This window comes from Stenotrophomonas sp. YJH_SMC_19 (genome assembly GCF_059367915.1).
This window is the reverse complement of record NZ_JCAFRI010000010.1, coordinates 74,349-88,407: the sequence shown is the minus strand read 5'-3', so window position 1 is coordinate 88,407 and position 14,059 is coordinate 74,349. Positions and strand designations below refer to the sequence as shown.

The following is a 14,059-nucleotide window of genomic DNA, read 5'->3' as shown; positions in this document are numbered from 1 at the left end:
CCTCCTCAGTGGCCGTGCTCGGCTTCGCCCTTGGCCAGTTCGGCCTTGAGCAGGAAGGCATTGGCACCGACGATGCGCTCGCTGCCGGTCAGGCCACCGAGGATCTCGATGCGGTCACCGGCACGGCGCCCAGCCAGCACCGGCTGCGCCTTGAAGCCGCCTTCGACGGCGACGAACACCGCGCTGCTGCCATCGACGTTCTGCACTGCATCGGCCGGGACGCTGAGCGATCCGTCCTGGCCTTCGGTGACGACCACGGCCGATACCGGCGAACCGGCCGGCGGCAGCGACGCATCCACCGGCGTGGCACGGATCACCGCGACGCCGCCCTGCTGGCGCACATCGGCGGCCGAACCGGTGACGGTGGCGGTGAAGCTGCCACCCGGCACGCTCACTTCCAGCTTCATGCCCGGCGTGACCTGTGCGGCCAGCGCCGGCGGTGCGGTGAACACCAGCTCGTTCATCGTCGGGTCGGCGACGTCGGCCACCGCGCTGCCGGCGGCGACCACGCCGCCCGGGGTGACCTGCACGTTGCCGACGATGCCGGCCACCGGGCTGGTGATGCGCACGCGACCGCTGGCATCGGGCGCACCGTTGGCGGCGGCCTGGGCCTGCGCGGCAGCAGCCTGGGCCTGTGCCGCCAGCGAACGTGCACGCGAGGCTTCCATCTCCTGGCGGGCGACCACGCCCTGGTCGACCAGCGCCTTGTCGCGGCCATAGGCCAGCCGCGCGGCTTCGGCTTCGGCCGCTGCGGCCAGCGCATTGGCGCGGAACACCGCCGCTTCGCCGCTGACCACGATCGCCAGTGCCTGGTTCTGCTTCACCGCGGTGCCCGGTGCGACCAGAACGCGTTCGACGCGGCCGGTCACGGTCGACGCCACCGAGGCGCGTGCACCGACCGACGGTTCGACCCGGCCGGACAGGCGCGTGGAACCACCGCCACCGCGACCGATCGCGACCACTTCGATACCGGAGGCCTTGATCTGCTCCGGGGTCAGCTGCACCACGCCTTCGTCGGCGTCAGCAGGCGCCTTCGTGGTTTCTGCCTTGGCTTCCTTGCTGCCGGCGGCATGGCCGTGGCCATCGTCGGTGCCGGCCTTGGCCGCGGCTGGTTCCTCGTTTGCAGGCGTCTGCGCGTTGCCGGCGCAGCCAGCCAGCAGGACGGTCAGCAGCACGCCGCCGATCAGCGGGAAAGTACGGGAGAGAGTCATGGAGCCTCCACAAAGGGTGCGCGCCCTTCCAGGCGGGCAAGATCGATTTCCGCGGCGACGCGCGACAGGCGCGCATCCACGGCGGTGCCGCGGGCGGCGATGAGGGCGCTGCGCGTGCTGCGCAGTTCCAGCTGCGAGATGCGTCCGGCGTCGAAGCCGACGCGCGCAAGGCGATACGCCTCTTCGGCGGCGACCACGCTTTCATCGGCGGCACGGGTGCGGCTGCCGGCAGCCTTCAACCCGGCCACGGCAGACAGGCGCTCGGCCTCGCTGTCGCGGCGCTGCTGGTCCAGGCGCGCTTCGGCCGCGCGCTGGTCGGCATTGGCGGCGCGGATGCCACCGCCGTTGCGGTCGAACAGCGGGATGCTGAGGCTGACCCCGAGGTTGTAGGCACGCTCGCCGCCTTCGCGGAAGCGGGTCTGCGCGGCGGTGACACTGAGGTCGGGCAGGGCACGCTTGCGCTCCACCTCGACCAGCTTGCCCGCCGCATCGGCTTCGGCTTCGGCGATGCGCACCGCCAGTGCCACGTCGGTGGCGCCACGCGGTAGCGGCGGCGCACGGTCGAGCAGGCTGTCGTTGATCGACTGCACCGGTGCATCCAGCAGCGCGGCACCGGCCAGGCGGGCCAGCGCGGCATCGCGGAACGCCTGCGCTTCATCCAGCGCTGCGCTGGCGTTGGCCACCTCGCTCTGCGCCTGCACCGCACGCAGCTGCGGTTCGCGGCCCTGCTTGACCAACGCGTTGACGGCGTTGGCGTCAGCGCGGGTGAGGGTCAGTGCTTCTTCGGCCAGGGTGTAGCGGCGCAGTGCACTTTCCGCCTGTGCGTAGACCACCGCCAGCTGGCTGGCCACGTCGCTGCGGCTTTGGGCACCACGCAGGTTGGCGGCCTGTGCTTCGGCCCGGGCGGCACGGACGCGCGCGCCACGCTGGCCCCAGACCTCCAGCGGCTGGGACAAAGTGAGCACGGTATCGGCCTTGCCCATGCCGCCATAGGAGCCGGTGCCCCAGGCATTTTCAGCGGAGTAGGAGAGGGAAGGGTTGGGCAATGCACGGGCCTGGTCGGCGCGCGCGTCGGCGGCCTCGGCCAGCGCCGCACCCACACGGGTGCCGGGCAGCTGCTCCAGGCGTTCAAGCAGGGCGTCGTAGGAAGGGGCGGCTTGCGCCATCAACGATGCCGCCGGGGCCAGGCCCAGCAACACAGCGACGACCAGCCCGGCCGCGCGCGGCGACCGAGGTGTCAGGATCGACATAGGGGGATTCCGGTTGTGAGTGAAACGGGAGCCCGCAATCGCGGGACGCGCTCAACTCACGCCCGGGGGGGACGCGTCAATTCATCCTGGGCGACCGCATAGGTCGCCGCGTCGCCGGCATTCATCCAGCGCGCCGGCAGTGGCGCACCGAAGGCGGCGAGGGTACTGGCCGGCAGGCTCAGGTTGGAGTGGTGGCAGTGGTTGTGGCCACAGGCACCAACATGCTTGCCGTCGGTATCGCCATCGGCATCCGGTGCGGACTCCACGTGCACCGTGCTGGCGTGCGGTTCCACCGTGCAGGCCAGCGCGTCGGCCACCGGCACGACCACGAATGCCGCCATCAGCAGCATCATCAGGTACGTACGCAGTTGGCGGGTGATCCGGCGCATGGAAGGGAGGCTAGCAAGCGGTTTTCGCCGGATACAATATCAATGGCCGCTTCGGGAATACGTCGGAATCTCCCGTTCAGGTGGGCCGGGCGCGGGGTCGGATCCCTTTCCGCCGGAAAGGGCTCTGACCCCGACACCTTGCTGCCGGCCAGCGGCCGGCACTACCGGTCTGCAGGCAGCTTCGCGATCACCTTGATCTCGAACTGGAACCCGTACAGCCAGGTCACGCCGATGCCGGTCAGGGTCGGGTGCGGCGCCTCGCCCCAGTACTCGGGCACGATCGCCCACGTCTTCTCGAAATTGGTTTCCGGATCGACCAGGAACACGGTCACGTCGATCACGTCATCGAAGGTACAGCCGGCAGCGGCCAGCACCGCATTGAGATTCTCGAAGGCGCGGCGCACTTGGGTTTCGAAATCCGGCTCGGGCGAGCCGTCCTCGCGGCTGCCGACCTGGCCGGAGACGAACAGGAAGCCATTGGATCGGATCGCCGGCGAGTAGCGGTTGCGCTCGTACAGGGCCTGGCGGCCGGCGGGGAAAACGACATCACGCTGTGACATGGGGAAGATCCCGTGGGAGAGAACGCCATCCTCCGCGCCAGTTCTGTCTGGATAAACCGCGATGATCGGCCTAGATTGATTGCCAATTCCAAACAATCATGGCCCGCCATGGACCGTTTCGAGGCGATGCGGGCGTTTGCCCGCGTGGTGGAAACCGGCAGCTTCACCCGCGCCGCACACACGCTGCAGATCAGCCGCACTACGGTCACCCAGCTGGTGCAGCAGCTGGAGGCGCACCTGCGGCTGCGCCTGCTCAACCGCACCACGCGCCGGGTCAGCGTCACCGCCGACGGCGCGGCCTACTACCCGCGCATCGCCCGCCTGCTGGCCGAGCTGGAAGAAGTGGAGGGCGGGCTGGGCGACGCGGCCACCCAGCCACGCGGGCGGCTGCGCGTGGATGTGCCCGGGCCGTACGCGCGGTTGCGGCTGGTGCCGGCGTTGCCGGATTTCCAGGCGCGCTACCCGGAGATCCAGCTGGACATCGGCGTCAGCGACCGCGAGGTCGACGTCATCGCAGACAACGTCGATTGCGTGATCCGGGGTGGCACCCCGGCCGACCCGGCACTGGTGGCGCGACCGCTCGGCGCGCTGCCGATCGGTTTCCACGCCGGTCCGGGCTATGTGCAGCGCTTCGGCCTGCCGACCGACCCGCGCGCGCTGGAAGGACGCGACCACCACATGGTCGGCTTCCTCAGCCCGCGCAGTGGCCGGGCGCGGGTGTTCAGCGCACAGCGCGGCGATGAGCGCGTTGAGGTGCAGGGCCGCTATACGGTCGGCTTCGATGATGGAAACGCCTATCTGGCCGCTGCGTTGGCGGGGTTGGGCGTGGTGGCGCTGCCCAGCTACATGGCCGAACCGCACGTGGCGCGCGGCGAGCTGCTGCCGGTGTTGCAGGACTGGCAGCTGCCGCCGATGCCGATGCATGTGATGTTCCCGCCGAACCGGCACATGAGCCAGCGGCTGCGGGTGTTCATCGATTGGGTGGTGGAAGCGTTGGGGTGAGTGCATCGGTCGCGTGCGAAAATCGGCGTGTACGTACTGGAGAACGCACACCCTGATGAGCCGCATCGTTGCACTGGATACCGAAACCACCGGCATCTCCCACCGCCTGGGGCACCGGGTGATCGAAATCGGTGCCGTCGAACTGATCGATGGCCAGCTCACCGGCCGCCAGTTCCACACCTACCTGCAGCCGCAGCGCAAGGTGGATTGGGGCGCACAGCGCGTGCACGGCATCAGCGATGCGATGCTGGTGGGCAAGCCGCTGTTCTCCAGCAAGGCGGCCGAACTGCTGGAGTTCCTGCGCGGCAGCGAGATGGTCGCGCACAACGCTACCTTCGATGTGGGCTTCCTGGACAACGAGCTGCGCCTGTCCGGCATCCCCGGCACGCTGGCCCAGCACTGCCGCATCACCTGCAGCCTGAAGCTGGCGCGCGGGCGCTGGCCGGGGCAGGGCAACAAGCTGGACGATGTGCTGCAGCGCCTGCGCATTCCCAGCCAGCGCGGCCTGCATGGCGCGTTGAAGGATGCGCACTTGCTGGCGCAGGTGATTCCGCACCTGCGCTGAGGCCTGGCCGCTGTCACACCGGCCGCAACCATCGCTCGATCATTGCAACGCCACAGGCCACCCCGTCCTCATGGCGCATCGCCACGCCCAGGGCCGCCGCGCGTGCGCGTGTTGCGTCGGTTTCAACGAAGGTGATGGCTGCCGCCAGCGTTGCTGCGTCCAGCCGCTTCGGTGACAACGGTGCCGGTGCCACGCCCAACCGATACAGACGATCAGCCCAGAAGAACTGATCGGCGGCGAACGGCATCACCAGCGAAGGAACACCGGCGCGGCAGGCCGAATGCGTGGTGCCGCTGCCACCGTGGTGGATGGCGAATGCGCAACGCGGGAACAGCGCTTCGTGTGGAGTCGGCCCCAGTACGAAGACCGAATCGGGCAAGCGCATCGCAGGCAGTCCCACCCAGCCAGGAAACAGCAGCACCCGGCGTGGCGCCAGCGCCTGCAGCAGGGCCGGCAACACGCGCTCGCGATCAAAGCCGGTCATGCTGCCGAAGCCCAGATACACCGGCGGCGGACCGGCATCGAGGAAGGCCTGCAGATCGGCCGGGGGTATCCAGGGCGCATCAGGAAGGCGCCATTGGCCACAGACGATGTGGTCGGCCGGCCAATCCGCCGGTGGCGGCAGCAGCTGCGGCGAGATGCCATAGAGCATCGGCAGGCCGGGCCACAGCGAGCGGCGCGGCGATTGCCCCAGCTGCTTGCGGGCTGCGTTGATCGGCCGACGGAACTGGCGCCAGATCAGGCCGTTGACCAGCCCATAGCTGGCGCGGTTCAACCAGCCCGGCGAGCGTCCCGGTGGCAGGAACGGTGAGCGGAAGGCCCGCGTCGGGGTCAGCGGGATCATGCCGGTGCCGATGACCGGCAGTCCGCGGCGTTCGCCCACGCTCATGCCGACAAAGGCCGCCAGGCCACCGGTCAGAATCGCATCGCAGCCTTCGGCAGCGGCATCGGCCTGACGCATCCAGCCGCTGACATGCTGCAGCGCCATCCGCGCCAGCCCGCTACTGGCGGCGGCAACACCGTTGCCACGCGAGACCAGCGCGACCACTTCGTCATGGATGTCACCTTCAAGGGCCGCATGGGGCACATCCAGTGCCTGCGCGCTGCCCAGGGTGCCGCCATCGGCAAGCAGTGTCACCTCGTGGCCTGCGCCGATCAGCCCATGGCAGAGCATGGCCAGGGGACGCGTATCGCCTTCGGTTCCGTAGGTCAGGGCCAGCAGCCGCATGGAAAGCTCCGCAGTGAACCGGAGCAGTATGCCGGTTGGCGGGCTCCCGGCCCTGCCGGTTCAGCCGCAGCCTGTGGGTAACTTGCGCAAGTGCTTGAACCCGTGCATAATGCGCGGCTCGCTGTGTCCGGTTTTCTACCGGGCGGCGCCCCCGGGAGCACGTCCCCGGCCGCCCAACGCCAGCGTAACCCTTTGATTCTCTTGACGTGTGGTGGGCAACCATCGAGGCCGCCGTCTCCCGGGCTACGGGCTGACAACTACTACTATCGAGGTGCGCAATGTCCCGCGTATGCCAGGTTTCCGGCAAGCGAGTGCAGACGGGTAACAACGTCTCGCACGCCAACAACAAGACCCGTCGTCGTTTCCTGCCGAATCTGCACGAGCGCCGTTTCTGGGTGGCCAGCGAGAACCGCTGGGTCAAGCTTCGTGTTTCCGCGCATGCACTGCGCACCATCGACAAGAACGGCATTGATTCCGTTCTGGCTGAGCTGCGTGCGCGCGGCGAAAAGGTCTGAGGAGTAAAGCATCATGGCAGGCAAGCGCGATAAGGTCCGTATGATTTCCTCGGCCGGTACCGGCCACTTCTACACGACCGACAAGAACAAGAAGAACACCCCGGGGAAGATGGAATTCCTGAAGTACGATCCGGTCGTGCGCAAGCACGTCCTGTACAAGGAAGGCAAGATCAAGTAATCCGCAAGGATTGCTGGTCCCCGCGAAGAAACCCGCCCTTGTGGCGGGTTTTTTCATGTCTGGCATCCAGGTGGTGGGTGCCGACCGTTGGTCGGCACGCTGTCCCCGTGCCCGGTAGGTGTCGACCTTGGTCGACACGCGGTCCCCGCCCCCGGTAGGTGCCAACCTTGGTTGGCACGCTGCTTCAACGCAGTCGAGCGCGGCTCGACTCTACAAAGGCCGGTGGGCAGAATGGCCCATCACCTCCCGACGGGCGACACGATGCTGTTCGAGTGGTTGCTGGGTTCCTACCTGCTGCTGATCGACTGGCTGATCCGGCTGGTCGCGCTGTGCTGGATTCCCACCCGCACCACGCCCGGCGCGGCGCGCAGCTGGCTGCTGCTGGTCGGCTTCGTACCGCTGCTGGGCCTGCCGCTGTACCTGCTGTTCGGCCATCCGTGGCTGTCGCGCGAGCGCATCCGCCGCCAGGCCGAGGCCTCGCAGGTGATCCGTGAGGAGCAGGCGCTGCAGCATCGCCTGCGCTGGACCCCACAGCCCGACACCGCCAGCGCCGAGATCGTGCCGCTGGTGCAGCGCCAGGGCGATTTCATGCCGGTGCACGGCAACGCCGTCGATCTGCTGACCGGCTACGACGAGTCGCTGCACACGCTGATCGCCGACATCGACCAGGCCGAAGACCGCGTGCACCTGCTGTACTACCTGATGTTCGATGACGCGGTCGGCGAGGCCATTGTCGAGGCCTTGCAGCGTGCCGCCGCGCGTGGCGTGCAGTGCCGCGTGCTGCTCGATGCGGTGGGCGCCAAGCGTGGCCTGCGCGCCTATCGCAAGCGCCTGCAGGCGCGCGACATCGAAGTGCGCGCGATGCTGCCCGGTGGTTTGCGCTGGCGCCGCAGCGGGCGCATGGACCTGCGCAACCACCGCAAGATCGCGGTGATCGACAACGAAGTGGCCTATGTCGGTTCGCAGAACCTGGCGGGCCCGCAGTTCGTGCCGGGCCACCCGAACCGCGAGCTGGTGGCGCGTGTGCGCGGCCCGGCGGTGGCGCATCTGGAAGCCGTATTCGCCAGCGACTGGTACATGGAGACCGGCCAGCGCCTGGATGTGATCACCGATGTGCCCGAATGCGGCGACGACATCGCCACCCAGCTGCTGCCCAGCGGCCCGGCCTACCCGTACAGCAACGCGCGCGACGCGGTAGCCGCGCTGATCCACCTGGCGCGACGCCGGCTGGTGATGGTCACCCCGTACTTCGTGCCTGACGAAGCCACACTGAGTGCGCTGCGTATCGCCGCATTGTCCGGCGTGCAGGTGCAGCTGATCCTGTCTGCCAGCAACAACCAGCGGCTGACGTCGTGGGCGCAGGAGGCCTACTACGATGAACTGCTGCGCTGTGGCGTGCGCATCGCGCTGTACGAGCCGCAGTTCCTGCACGCCAAGCACATGAGCGTGGATGAGGACATCGCCGTGCTCGGCTCCATCAACATGGATATCCGCTCGTTCGCGCTGAATGCCGAGATCGGCCTGATCTGCTACGACCGCGCGCTGGTCCAGCAGCTGTGCGCGATCGAGGACGGCTACCTGCGCGAGTCGCGGCAGCTGGACCTGCAGCAGTGGCGCAGCCGTCCCACGTGGCGGCGCAGCCGCGAGGGCATCGCACGTCTGGCCGACGCGTTGATGTAAGGCAATGCCGGCCGCCCATTTCGGCAATCCGGCCTGTCATCGCCGATGGCCTACAATCGGCACATGACTGATTCACCGCGTAATGGCGAACTGGACCTGGCAATCATCGGTGGTGGTGCGGCCGGGGTGCTGGTGGCGATCCAGGTGTTGCGCCAGGCCAAGGCGCCGCTGGCGCTGGCCATCTTCGAACCCGCCTCGCAGCTGGCGCAGGGCATCGCCTATGCCACGCCATGGCCGGAGCATCTGCTGAACGTGCCGGCGGCGAGGATGAGTGCGTTTGCCGACCAGCCCGGCGATTTCCTCGACTACCTGATGGCCGCCAATGCCTACCCGGGCGAGGCGCGCGAGGTGCTGGGCGAGCGCTATGTGTGCCGCCACTACTTTGCGGCTTATCTGCAGCAGCGCTTGCAGGAGGCCGCTGCGACCAGCCCGGCACAGCTGCAGGTGATCGCGCAGCCGGTGCTGGGCCTGCAGCCGGATGACCATGGCTACCAGCTGACACTCGGCGATGGCAGCACGCTGCACGCCGCGCAGGCGGTGCTGGCCACCGGCAACAGCATGCGGCCGCTGCCGGTGGCCGGTGCCCAGGCACTGCCCGCCGATGACGTGATCGAGGCCTGGGACTACGACGGCGTACGCACCCTGGCCGGCGAGCAGGCCGTGGCCATCGTCGGGTCCGGCCTGAGCATGGCCGACACCGTGTTGGCATTGGTCGCCGCCGGCCACACCGGCCCGCTGCATGTGATCTCGCGCCACGGCCTGCTGCCGTTGCCGCATGCGCATGGTGGCCTGCCCACGTTCGACCCGGCCACGCTGCTGCCGATGAACCTGCACCAGCGCCTGCGCGCGTTGCGTGGGTTCGCACGCCAGGCACAGGCCGACGGCCTGCCGTGGCAGGGCGTGATGGACCGCATCCGTCCGCACGGGCAGGCGCTGTGGTGCAGCCTCGACGCGGCCGACCAGCGCCGCTTCCTGCGCCATGTGGTGCGCTACTGGGACGTGCATCGCCACCGCATCGCCGAAGAGGTCGACGCACAGCTGCAGGCGCTGATCGAAAGCGGCCAACTGCGTGTTCACCGGTCCCGCTTGCAACGCGTCGGCCGCGAAGGCGATGCCCTGCGGCTGTCGGGTCACGATGCCACCGGCAATGAACAGCAGTGGACGATCAGCGGCGTGATCAACGCTACCGGCGTGGAAACCCGCGCCAGTGCGCTGCGTAACCCGCTGCTGCAGCAGCTGCAGGCCGATGGGCTGGCCCGCCCCGGCCCGCATGGGTTGGGCCTGGACAGCACGGTGCCGGGCGACCGCCTGTGTGCTGCCGGGGGCCAGCCGCAGGCACGGCTGGGCGTGCTCGGCAGCCTGCGCATCGGCAGCCTGTGGGAAAGCCTGGCGGTGCCTGAACTGCGTCAGCAGGCGCAAGCACTGGCCACCCAGGTGGTCGCAGGAGCCGCGACGGCGATGCCGTAAAATGGGGGCATGGATGTCTCCCACCTGCTTGATGGCCTGAACCCGGCCCAGCGCGAAGCCGTCTCCGCTCCCCCCGGCCACCACCTGGTGCTGGCCGGTGCCGGTTCCGGCAAGACCCGCGTACTCACCCACCGCATCGCCTGGCTGCATGAAGTCGAAGGCGTGCCGACCCACGGCATTTTCGCGGTGACCTTCACCAACAAGGCGGCCGGTGAAATGCGCCACCGCATCGACGCGCAGCTGCCCAATGGCAGCCGCGGCATGTGGATCGGCACCTTCCACGGCCTGGCCAACCGCCTGCTGCGCCTGCATTGGCAGGACGCCAAGCTGCCCGAAGGCTTCCAGGTGATGGATTCAGATGATCAGCTGCGGCTGGTCAAGCGCGTGGTGCAGGCGCTGGAACTGGACGACGGCAAGTACCCGGCCAAGCAGATCGCCTGGTGGATCAACGAACAGAAGGATGAGGGTCGCCGCCCGCAGCACATCCAGCCCGAGCCGCATGATGCGTGGCTGGAAACCATGCGCCAGGCCTATATCGAATACCAGGCACGCTGCGACCGCGCCGGCCTGGTCGACTTCGCCGAGCTGCTGCTGCGCGCCCATGAACTGCTGCGCGACAACCCGGCGCTGCTGTCGCACTACCGTGCCCGCTTCCGCGAGATCCTGGTGGACGAGTTCCAGGATACCAATGCCATCCAGTACGCCTTCGTGCGCGTGCTGGCCGGCGATTCCGGCCACGTGTTCGTGGTCGGCGACGATGACCAGGCCATCTACGGCTGGCGCGGCGCCAAGGTCGAGAACGTGCAGGGCTTTCTGCGTGATTTCCCAGGTGCGCAGACCATCCGCCTGGAACAGAACTACCGCTCCACCGCCAACATCCTCGGCGCCGCCAACGCGGTGATCGCGCACAACCCGGATCGCATCGGCAAGCAGCTGTGGACCGACAGCGGCGACGGCGAGCCGATCGACCTGTATGCCGCGTACAACGAGATGGACGAGGCGCGCTACATCGTCGAGCGTGCCCGCCAGTGGGTACGCGATGGTGGCAGCTACACCGAAGTGGCCGTGCTCTACCGCAGCAACGCACAGTCGCGCGCGCTTGAAGAGGCGCTGCTGAGCGAACAGGTGCCCTATCGCGTGTACGGCGGCATGCGCTTCTTCGAACGTGCCGAAATCAAGGACGCGCTGGCTTACCTGCGCCTGCTGTCCAACCGCAACGATGACGCCGCCTTCGAGCGCGCGGTCAACACGCCTACCCGGGGCATCGGCGACCGCACGCTGGACGAAGTGCGCCGCGAGGCGCGCGCGCAGGGCATCTCGCTGTGGGAAGCAACGATGCTGGTCACCCAGGGCAACGCGCTGGCCGCACGCGCGCGCAATGCACTGGCCGGCTTCCTGGGGCTGGTCAACGAGCTGCAGGCGCAGACCGTGCACATGACCCTGGCCGAGCGCGTGGACCACGTGTTGGCCCGCTCGCAGCTGCGCGAGCACTGGAGCAAAGAAAGCCGCAATTCGCTGGATTCGGAATCGCGCACCGACAACCTCGACGAACTGGTCTCGGTCGCTTCGCGCTTCGTGCGCCGCGCCGACGACATCGAGGAAGTGGGCGAGGACATGGACGAGCTGGTCGCGTTCCTGGCCTACGCCGCGCTGGAGGCCGGTGAAGGCCAGGCGCAGGCCGGCGAGGACGGCGTGCAGCTGATGACCCTGCATTCGGCCAAGGGCCTGGAATTTCCGCTGGTGTTCCTGGCAGGCATGGAAGACGGCCTGTTCCCGAGTGCACGTTCGCTGGAGGAAAGCGGGCGGCTGGAAGAAGAGCGCCGCCTGGCCTACGTCGGCATCACCCGCGCGCGCCAGAAGCTGGTGCTGAGCTATGCCGAATCGCGCCGCATCCATGGTCAGGACAACTACAGCCTGCCGTCGCGCTTCCTGCGCGAGATTCCGCGCGAGCTGCTGCACGAAGTGCGCCCGAAGGTGCAGGTCTCGCGGCCGGCCTCGCTGGGCAGCAGCCGGGTGATGGGCCATGCCTCGATCGAGGCGCCGCCAGTCAAGCTCGGCGCGCTGGTCACCCATCCCAAGTTCGGAGAAGGCATGGTGACCGACTACGAAGGCAGCGGCGCCCACGCCCGCGTGCAGGTCGAGTTCGCCGACGCCGGCAGCAAGTGGCTGGTGATGGCGTATGCCAACCTGACGGTGATCTGATCACCGTCGGGGGGTCGGATCCCTCCCGCAGGGAGGGCTCTGACCCCATCGCGGAATGCACGTGGTTGGGGGCGGAGCCTTCTCCGTTGGAAAAGGAGTCCGACCCCCGATTAGGCTGCGCTCATGACCCGCAACGTGCTCTTCCTCTGCAGCCAGAACCGCCTGCGCAGCCCGACGGCCGAGCAGCTATTCGCCGAGTGGCCGGGCATCGAAACCGCATCGGCCGGGTTGCTGGCCGACGCGGATGAAGTGCTCAGCCCGGAGCTGCTGCAGTGGGCGGACCTGGTGTTCGTGATGGAGAAGGCGCACCGCAACCGCCTGTCCAGCCGCTACAAGACATGGATGAACGGCAAGCGGGTGATCTGCCTGGATATTCCGGACGACTACGAGTACATGGACCCGGTGCTGGTGGAGCTGCTCAAGCGCAAGGTGACCCCGTTCCTGCGCTGACCGCCAGCTCTGAAGAGCCGAGCGTCAGTCCTGCGCCTTTGAACCGGCCGCCGCATCCTGTTCGGACATCGACTGCTGCAGGCTGCTGGTGAAACTCTTTACCGCGCGCTCCAGTGCGATCTCCCAGTTCTCCCGCGAGGCCACCTGGAAGATGTTTGCTCCGTGGCCGGAAGCCGTGAAGGTGCGCGTCTGCCCGTCCTTGCGCGCCGTCACCTGCACCGCGATGTCTGCAAGCATCTGCTGGGTGTACGTCGCTGCGCGCCAAACATTCACCGGAGAACTTACCGAAAGATCGGTCAGCGTAGCCTCCAGGCGCGTGCACGACGCTTCGCAGTTGTCTGCAGTCCGGTAACCCATGTTGCGCAGGGCCTGGATCATGATCTCGCGGGCCTTGTCCGAGGCCGTGGACGTCTCCAGTTCCACCAGTACACCATTGCCGGCACGGATGACACCGCCGATGTTCTTTGCGCGTGCTGCCGATTGCACCTGTGGGAAGTACTGGGGGCGGTTGTCGCGCACCGACGCAACCACTACCACCGGACCCTGTTCCGGATTCACCCGGATGTCGGGCACGTTCACGCGCACCACTTCGGTGCGGATGCCGCAGCCGGTGAGCAACAACAGCAGTGCCGGTGCAATGATCGACTTCATGTATTCCCCCTGTTGGAATGGTGTCCTTGCGCCGCGCATTATCAGCTCGGCTGACAGACAGAGGGAGTGGCTTTGGTCAGGGAGACGCAGCCGGGCACGGCTCGGTCCTACAATAGGCGGCGACATCTTCCAGGAACGCCTCCATGACCGAACCCACGCTGCACGTCACCGTGAAGTTGAACGCCCGGCTGCAGCCGGAGCATCGCCACGAACTGTTCGAGGATCCGCTCGACGCGCTGCTGCAGGCGGCCCAGGTGGGCGAGCTGACCGGCGGCGGCACCGCGATGTCCGATCTCGGCGAGGTCGAATACGGTGATATCGAAGTTGCCCTGGTCGATGCGGCCGGCGTGCCGAAGCTGATCGATCTGCTGGAACAGCTGGGTGCACCGAAGGGTTCGCAGCTGCAGGGCGCGGGTGAAGCGGACCGCAGCTTCGGCGTGACCGAAGGCCTGGGCATCTACCTGGATGGCCTGAACCTGCCGGACGAAGTCTACGAGCAGTGCGATTCCAACCACGTGTTCGAACAGCTGTCGGAGAACATCGACGGCCTGGGCGAGATCTGCAGCTGGTGGCAGGGCCCGACCGAAACCGCGCTGTACATGTACGGCGAATCGTTCGAAGCGATGCGTGATGCGATTGCCGGATTCGTGGGCAGCTATCCGCTGTGCCAGAACGCACGCGTGGTGCAGATCGCCTGAAGGTAGGGGCGCT

Annotated in this window: 15 protein-coding genes; 9 read left to right on the top strand and 6 right to left on the bottom strand. The window is 67.8% G+C overall.

Annotated elements, in window-relative coordinates; genetic code table 11:
• Positions 1-5 precede the first annotated feature (5 nt).
• The 4 genes from AC5P5R_RS12320 to AC5P5R_RS12305 all read right to left on the bottom strand — a co-directional run bounded on the left by AC5P5R_RS12320 (position 6) and on the right by AC5P5R_RS12305 (position 3,410).
• Positions 6-1,211 carry an efflux RND transporter periplasmic adaptor subunit gene (locus AC5P5R_RS12320; RefSeq protein WP_012481627.1) on the bottom strand — a complete coding sequence of 402 codons (1,206 nt, stop codon included), beginning with the start codon at positions 1,209-1,211 and terminating at the stop codon, positions 6-8.
• A complete protein-coding gene (locus AC5P5R_RS12315; RefSeq protein ID WP_100438179.1) occupies positions 1,208-2,461 on the bottom strand; it encodes a TolC family protein in 1,254 nt (417 codons plus the stop codon). Before AC5P5R_RS12315 ends, AC5P5R_RS12320 begins: the two co-directional genes overlap by 4 nt.
• Before the next feature lie 56 nt (positions 2,462-2,517).
• Complete coding sequence (locus AC5P5R_RS12310; RefSeq protein WP_005414902.1) at positions 2,518-2,850, bottom strand: hypothetical protein; 333 nt, start codon at positions 2,848-2,850, stop codon at positions 2,518-2,520.
• A gap of 161 nt (positions 2,851-3,011) precedes the next feature.
• A complete protein-coding gene (locus AC5P5R_RS12305) occupies positions 3,012-3,410 on the bottom strand; it encodes a RidA family protein (protein WP_059035926.1) in 399 nt (132 codons plus the stop codon).
• A gap of 108 nt (positions 3,411-3,518) precedes the next feature.
• On the opposite strand from AC5P5R_RS12305, the gene AC5P5R_RS12300 reads away from it, so the two are divergent.
• Together AC5P5R_RS12300 and dnaQ are read left to right on the top strand one after the other, a co-directional pair.
• Complete coding sequence (locus AC5P5R_RS12300; RefSeq protein ID WP_100438180.1) at positions 3,519-4,412, top strand: LysR family transcriptional regulator; 894 nt, start codon at positions 3,519-3,521, stop codon at positions 4,410-4,412.
• 55 nt (positions 4,413-4,467) lie between these two features.
• On the top strand, positions 4,468-4,977 hold the full coding sequence (gene dnaQ, locus AC5P5R_RS12295) for a DNA polymerase III subunit epsilon (RefSeq protein WP_005411640.1): 510 nt from the start codon (positions 4,468-4,470) through the stop codon (positions 4,975-4,977).
• A 13-nt stretch (positions 4,978-4,990) separates the two neighbouring features.
• Here dnaQ and AC5P5R_RS12290 read toward each other — a convergent pair whose 3' ends face one another.
• Positions 4,991-6,205: a nucleotide disphospho-sugar-binding domain-containing protein gene (locus AC5P5R_RS12290; protein WP_100438181.1), complete on the bottom strand. Its 1,215-nt coding sequence runs from the start codon at positions 6,203-6,205 to the stop codon at positions 4,991-4,993.
• 278 nt (positions 6,206-6,483) lie between these two features.
• Between AC5P5R_RS12290 and rpmB the strand changes: the two genes are divergently transcribed.
• The 6 genes from rpmB (at position 6,484) to AC5P5R_RS12260 (ending at position 12,697) form a co-directional block, all read left to right on the top strand.
• Complete coding sequence (gene rpmB / locus AC5P5R_RS12285) at positions 6,484-6,720, top strand: 50S ribosomal protein L28 (protein ID WP_005411638.1); 237 nt, start codon at positions 6,484-6,486, stop codon at positions 6,718-6,720.
• A gap of 10 nt (positions 6,721-6,730) precedes the next feature.
• Positions 6,731-6,898, top strand: a complete 168-nt coding sequence (gene rpmG / locus AC5P5R_RS12280; protein ID WP_169411268.1) for a 50S ribosomal protein L33 — start codon at positions 6,731-6,733, stop codon at positions 6,896-6,898.
• 261 nt (positions 6,899-7,159) lie between these two features.
• Positions 7,160-8,578 (top strand): cardiolipin synthase, encoded by a 1,419-nt coding sequence (gene cls, locus AC5P5R_RS12275; protein ID WP_100438182.1) that lies wholly within the window; start codon positions 7,160-7,162, stop codon positions 8,576-8,578.
• Positions 8,579-8,623: 45 nt separating this feature from the next.
• A complete protein-coding gene (locus AC5P5R_RS12270; RefSeq protein ID WP_100438183.1) occupies positions 8,624-10,045 on the top strand; it encodes an FAD/NAD(P)-binding protein in 1,422 nt (473 codons plus the stop codon).
• Between the two features lie 9 nt (positions 10,046-10,054).
• The gene (uvrD, locus tag AC5P5R_RS12265) at positions 10,055-12,247 is read left to right on the top strand and encodes a DNA helicase II (RefSeq protein WP_088429540.1); all 2,193 of its coding nucleotides are present in this window, start codon (positions 10,055-10,057) and stop codon (positions 12,245-12,247) included.
• Between the two features lie 123 nt (positions 12,248-12,370).
• A complete protein-coding gene (locus tag AC5P5R_RS12260) occupies positions 12,371-12,697 on the top strand; it encodes a low molecular weight protein tyrosine phosphatase family protein (RefSeq protein ID WP_099497362.1) in 327 nt (108 codons plus the stop codon).
• A 24-nt stretch (positions 12,698-12,721) separates the two neighbouring features.
• Here the strand turns inward: AC5P5R_RS12260 and AC5P5R_RS12255 are convergent, their stop codons facing one another.
• Positions 12,722-13,348, bottom strand: coding sequence for a YajG family lipoprotein (locus AC5P5R_RS12255; RefSeq protein WP_060380864.1), 627 nt, complete (start codon positions 13,346-13,348; stop codon positions 12,722-12,724).
• 143 nt (positions 13,349-13,491) lie between these two features.
• Here AC5P5R_RS12255 and AC5P5R_RS12250 point away from each other — a divergent pair, with 143 nt between their 5' ends.
• Positions 13,492-14,046, top strand: coding sequence for a hypothetical protein (locus tag AC5P5R_RS12250; RefSeq protein ID WP_049417909.1), 555 nt, complete (start codon positions 13,492-13,494; stop codon positions 14,044-14,046).
• The last annotated feature ends 13 nt before the right edge of the window (positions 14,047-14,059 follow it).